This window comes from Actinoplanes sp. NPDC051633 (assembly GCF_040681735.1).
GTDB lineage: Bacteria > Actinomycetota > Actinomycetes > Mycobacteriales > Micromonosporaceae > Actinoplanes.
The window spans coordinates 1-4,670 of the sequence record NZ_JBFAZH010000631.1 but is presented as its reverse complement, the minus strand read 5'-3'; the positions used below and the strand labels follow the sequence as shown (position 1 = coordinate 4,670).

Genomic DNA, 4,670 nt, shown 5'->3' with positions numbered 1-4,670 from the left:
CGAGCCGTCGGGCTCGAACACCTTCGCGTCGAGGGTGTAGGTGCCGGCGGGCAGCGGCGCGCTCAGGTCGTACACCCCGTCGTCGCCGTAGGCGCGCCCGTAGACATCGGCGGCCAGGATGCCGGACCGGTCGATGTAGGTCGCCGACACCCTGAAGGTCGCCGGCTGCTCGGCCTCGGACTGCTCGGGCTCGAATTGCTCAACCTCGGGCAGCGGCGATTCCACCGCCTTGGCCACGTCGAGCCGGGCGGCCCGGCCGCCGTCCAGCGGCGTGGCGGCACGCACCAGCGCCGCCTTGAGCTGCGCCGCGGTCCACTCAGGATGCTGCTCCGCGAGCAGCGCGGCGGCACCGGCCACGTGCGGCGCGGACAGCGACGTGCCGGACAGATTGGTGTACGCCCTGCCGTCCAGCCTCGAATCGCCGGAGCGGGCCGCGGTGATGTCGACGCCGGGGGCCAGCAGGTCCGGCTTGTCCCCGCGGGCGGCGGGGGAGAAGTTAGCGATCTCGTCGTCCTCGGTCGTCGCGCCCACCGCCAGGGCCGACGGCGCGGACGCCGGGGACCGCACCTCGCCACCGTTGCCGGCCGCCACCACGAACAGCGCCCCGAACTCGGCGGTGAGCCGGTCCACCGCCTCCTCGAGCAGATCCGTGCCGGGGTCGTCGCGCTCGCCGGCGCTGAGGTTAACCACCTTGACGCCCTTGTCCTGCACCGCCCAGCGCATCCCCTCGAGGATCGCCGACTCCTGACACCTGGTGGCCGCCGCGCACACTTTGGCCCCGTAGAGCCGCACGTCGGGCGCCATCCCGCGATAGCGGCCGCCGGACGCCGCGCCCGACCCGGCCAGGACGGAGGCGACGGCCGTGCCGTGGCCCGCCACGTCCACGCCGCCGTCGCCGCGACCGGTGAAGTCGGCCGTCTCGGCGATCGCGCCGGCGAGGTCGGGGTGGTCGGCGTCCAGCCCGGTGTCGAGCACGCCCACCTTGACCCCGCCACCGGTCAGGCCGGCCGCCCAGGCCGCGGGCGCGCCGACCAGCGGGACACTGACGTCGGTGGCGGGCCGGGCGATGCCGTCGAGCCAGATCTTGCGGTATCGCGCCGACCCGCTCGTCAGCCTCGGCCACAGCGCCGCGGCCTGGGCGCGCGTCACGCGTACCCCCCAGCCGTCGACCGCGGCCAGCGCACTGGCCGCCGCCCCGGGGATCAGCTCGCCCACCGACGGGCTGCCGTCGAAGGTCACGATCAGCGGAAGGTCGGCCCGGGAGTCGTCGTAACCCGCGGCGAGCAGGCCGGTGACGTCGAAGAGCCGCTGGTCGAGCCGGTCGGCGTTCAGCAGCGGGACCGCGTCGGCCGGGATGATCCGCAGCCGGCCACCGGCCCGCTCGGTGATCAGGGCGACGCCGTCGCGGCCGGTGCCCGGCACCCGGCTCGCGAACCGCCCGTCGGCCGACACCAGGATGTGGTCACCGCTGATCAGCGTGACCGTCCGCGGCGCGGCAGGGGCGGGCTGGGCGGGTGCGGCGGCGGCGATGGCCGGGGCGGGCGCGATGAGGGCACTCGCCGCGACGAGCGACAGCACCAGCCCACCCACGCGCACAAGGCCCCCTTGTCACCGGATTGATCGCGGTGAGTCTACGCGGGGTAGCTATGTGCTTCGGAAGCCTTCAGCACTGCCCAAATCCGCCGGCCCGGGGTGAGATTCAGCTCTACGGCCGCCGCGGGGGTCACATCGGCCGCCGCGTTCACCGGTCCGGTCAGCTCGACCCGCAGGCTGTCGCCGTGCCGGGCGATCGCCGCGACCTCGGCGAGCCAGGTGTTGCGGGGGCTCCCCGCGGGCCGGTCGTCCTCGCCGTAGAGCGCCACCGCGGCGGGCGGGAAAGCCACGAAGACCTCGCCCTGCCCCCGGTCGGCGGTGGTCAGATCAAAGTCGGGGGTGAGGTGTACGAGGTGCCCGTCGGCGATCCCGCGGTACAGGTTGAGCCCGACCAGCCGGGCCACGTAATCGGTCCGCGGCCGCGTGGTGATCGTCGCCGCGTCGCCGCTCTGCACCTCCCGCCCGTCCTCCACGATCACCAGCCGGTCGGCCAGCATCATGGCGTCCAGCGGGTCGTGCGTGACCAGCACGGTCGCGCCCGGATGCCCGGCCAGCCGGCCGCGCAGATGCGCCCGTGTCTCCAGGCGGGTGCGCGCGTCCAGGGCGGCAAGGGGCTCGTCGAGCAGCAACAGCCGCGGCTCGGTGGCCATCGCCCGGGCCAGCGCGACCCGTTGCGCCTGACCGCCCGACAGCTGCCGCGGCCTCTTGCGCGCGTGCTCGGCCAGCCCGACCCGGGCCAGCCACTCGCTCGCCGTCCGCCGCGCCTCCGCCTTGGGCACGCCCCGGCAGCGCGGACCGAAGGCGACGTTCTCCAGCGCGCTCAGATGCGGGAAGAGCAGATAGTCCTGGAACACCACGCCGATCCCGCGCTTCTCCGGCGGCAGGCCGTCGATCGGCCGGCCGTCCAGCTCGATGCGGCCGTCGTTCGGGATCAGGCCAGCCAGGGCGCGCAGGGCGGTGGTCTTGCCGGCGCCGTTCGGCCCGAGCAGGGCGAGCACTTCGCCGGGCTCGGCGGTGAGCTCCAGGTTCAGCTCGAAGGCCGGCCGCCGGACCCGCAGGGACGCGTTCAGGCTCACGCGGTCAGCCACCGATCCCGCAGCGCGGCCAGGATGACCACGGACACGACGAGCAGCACCAGGCTGAGCACGATCGCGGCATCCAGATCCTGCTCCAGCGCGAGATAGACGGCCAGCGGCATGGTCTGCGTACGACCGGGGAAGTTCCCGGCGAAGGTGATCGTCGCCCCGAACTCGCCGAGCGCCCGCGCCCAGCACAGCACCGCGCCGGCGGCCACCCCCGGCGCGATCAGCGGGAGCGTCACCCGGCGGAAGGCGGTCCACCGCCCGGCGCCCAGGGCCGCGGCCGCCTCCTCGAACCGCGCGTCCGCCGCCCGCAGCGCGCCCTCGACCGCGATGACCAGGAACGGCATCGCCACGAAGGCCTCCGCCACCACCACGCCGGCGGTGGTGAACGGCAGGCTCACCCCGAACGTCGCGTCCAGCCACTCCCCGACCAGCCCTCGCCGCCCGAAAACCAGCAGCAGCGCCACGCCGCCGACCACCGGCGGCAGCACGAGCGGCACGGTCACCAGCGCGCGGACGAGACGGCGCCCGGGCAGCCCGCTGCGCGCCAGCACCCACGCCAGCGGCACGCCGAGCAGCAGGCACAGCCCGGTGGCCAGGGTGGCGGTGAGCAGCGACAGGCGCAGCGCGGCCAGCGCGCCGGGCTCGGTGAGCCGCTGCGGCAGCGTGGCCCAGGGCGCCCGGATCAGCAGGCCGGCCAGGGGCAGCACCAGGAATGCCAGCCCGAGCAGGGCGGGCAGCAGCAGCGCGAGCGGTGTCCTTCTCAGGGCTTCTGGAACCCTGCGTCGGCCAGCACCTGTTGCGCGGGCTCGGATCTCACGTACTCGATGAACGCCGCGGCGCCCGCCGCGTTCGGCGCGTCCTTCAGCGCGACGATCGGGTAGTCGTTGACCGCCTTGGCCGACTCGGGAAACTCCACGCCGTCGACGTCGGCGGCGGCCGCCCGAGCGTCGGTGCGGTACACCAGGGCCGCGTCCACCTCACCCAGCCGGACCTTGGACAGCGCCGCCTTGACGTCCTGCTCCTGGGTCACCGGCTCGACCGTGACGCCGGCCTGCTTCGCCGCCGCGCCACAGGGCACCTGCTCGGCGCAGAGTGCCACCTTGATGCCCGGCTTCTCCAGCGCGGCCAGCGAGGTGAGGCCCTCCGGATTACCCTTGGGCACGGCGATCACCAGTTGATTCCGCGCGAAGACGGCCGGCTCGCCGGCCGTGTCGCCCGCGCCGGTCACGGTCTGCATCGTGGCCGGGCTGGCGGCGGCGAAGACGTCCGCGGGTGCGCCGGAGGTGATCTGCTGCGCGAGGCCGGAGCTGCCGCCGAAGGAGAAGGTCACCTCGATGTTCGGGTTCCGCGCCTCGAAGTCGGTGCCGATCCGTGTGAACGACTCGGTCAGCGACGCGGCGGCGAGCACGGTCACCCTGCGCAACGGGGTGTCCGGCGCGGCCGGTGCACCGGACTCGCCCCGGTCGCCCCGGTCGCCCCGGTCGCCCCGGTCGCCCCGGTCGCCCTGTGCGCCGGTGTTGTCGGCGCTGCCGCCGCAGCCGGCCAGCAGCAGCACGGTCGCCAGCGCGACGCGGATCCTCATCACTCGCCCTCTCGTTCCACCACGACGGTGGTCGACTTGATCACGGCGACCGCCCGCGAACCGACCTCGAGCCCGAGGTCGTCGACCGCCTCCCGGCTCATCAGCGACACCACCCGGAACGGCCCGGCCTGAATGTCCACCTGTGCCATCACCTGGTCGCGGGAGATCGCCGTGACGATGCCGGGGAGCCGGTTGCGCGCCGACGACCGGCGCGCGCCCTCGCCCGGGTCGTCGGCCAGCGACCGCGCGAACGCGGCCAGGTCGGCGCCGGCCACCGCCCGGTGCCCGTGGTCGTCGCGGGCCGCCCCCCGCCCGCCCCCGGCGAGGCACCCCCGGACGGGGGGGGGGCGGTCGCCCCGCCGCTACGCCCCGGCCCCCATGCGATTTCTGGGGACAAGGGCACTCAAGGG

At 74.9% G+C, this 4,670-nt stretch carries 4 protein-coding genes and 1 pseudogene; all 5 read right to left on the bottom strand.

Going from position 1 to position 4,670, the window contains the following annotated elements:
- A partial coding sequence (locus tag AB0M20_RS28340) for a S8 family serine peptidase (protein WP_364303307.1) occupies nucleotides 1-1,578 on the bottom strand: 1,578 nt, incomplete at its 3' end.
- Between the two features lie 53 nt (nucleotides 1,579-1,631).
- Entirely contained in the window at nucleotides 1,632-2,681 is a 1,050-nt protein-coding gene (locus tag AB0M20_RS28335) for an ABC transporter ATP-binding protein (RefSeq protein ID WP_364303305.1), read from the bottom strand.
- The gene (locus tag AB0M20_RS28330) at nucleotides 2,666-3,490 is read right to left on the bottom strand and encodes an ABC transporter permease (RefSeq protein ID WP_364303309.1); all 825 of its coding nucleotides are present in this window, start codon (nucleotides 3,488-3,490) and stop codon (nucleotides 2,666-2,668) included. The genes AB0M20_RS28335 and AB0M20_RS28330 overlap by 16 nt, the downstream gene beginning before the upstream one ends.
- Nucleotides 3,439-4,260, bottom strand: coding sequence for a molybdate ABC transporter substrate-binding protein (gene modA, locus AB0M20_RS28325; RefSeq protein WP_364303303.1), 822 nt, complete (start codon nucleotides 4,258-4,260; stop codon nucleotides 3,439-3,441). The genes AB0M20_RS28330 and modA overlap by 52 nt, the downstream gene beginning before the upstream one ends.
- A pseudogene (locus AB0M20_RS28320) lies at nucleotides 4,260-4,565 on the bottom strand (TOBE domain-containing protein); the annotation flags it as partial. The pseudogene AB0M20_RS28320 and the gene modA, both read right to left, overlap by 1 nt.
- Nucleotides 4,566-4,670: the final 105 nt, after the last annotated feature.

What these genes read in the sequence shown, in the direction of transcription:
- modA (WP_364303303.1), bottom strand. Translation starts at nt 4,260, where the DNA reads ATGAGGATCCGCGTCGCGCTGGCGACCGTGCTGCTGCTGGCCGGCTGC.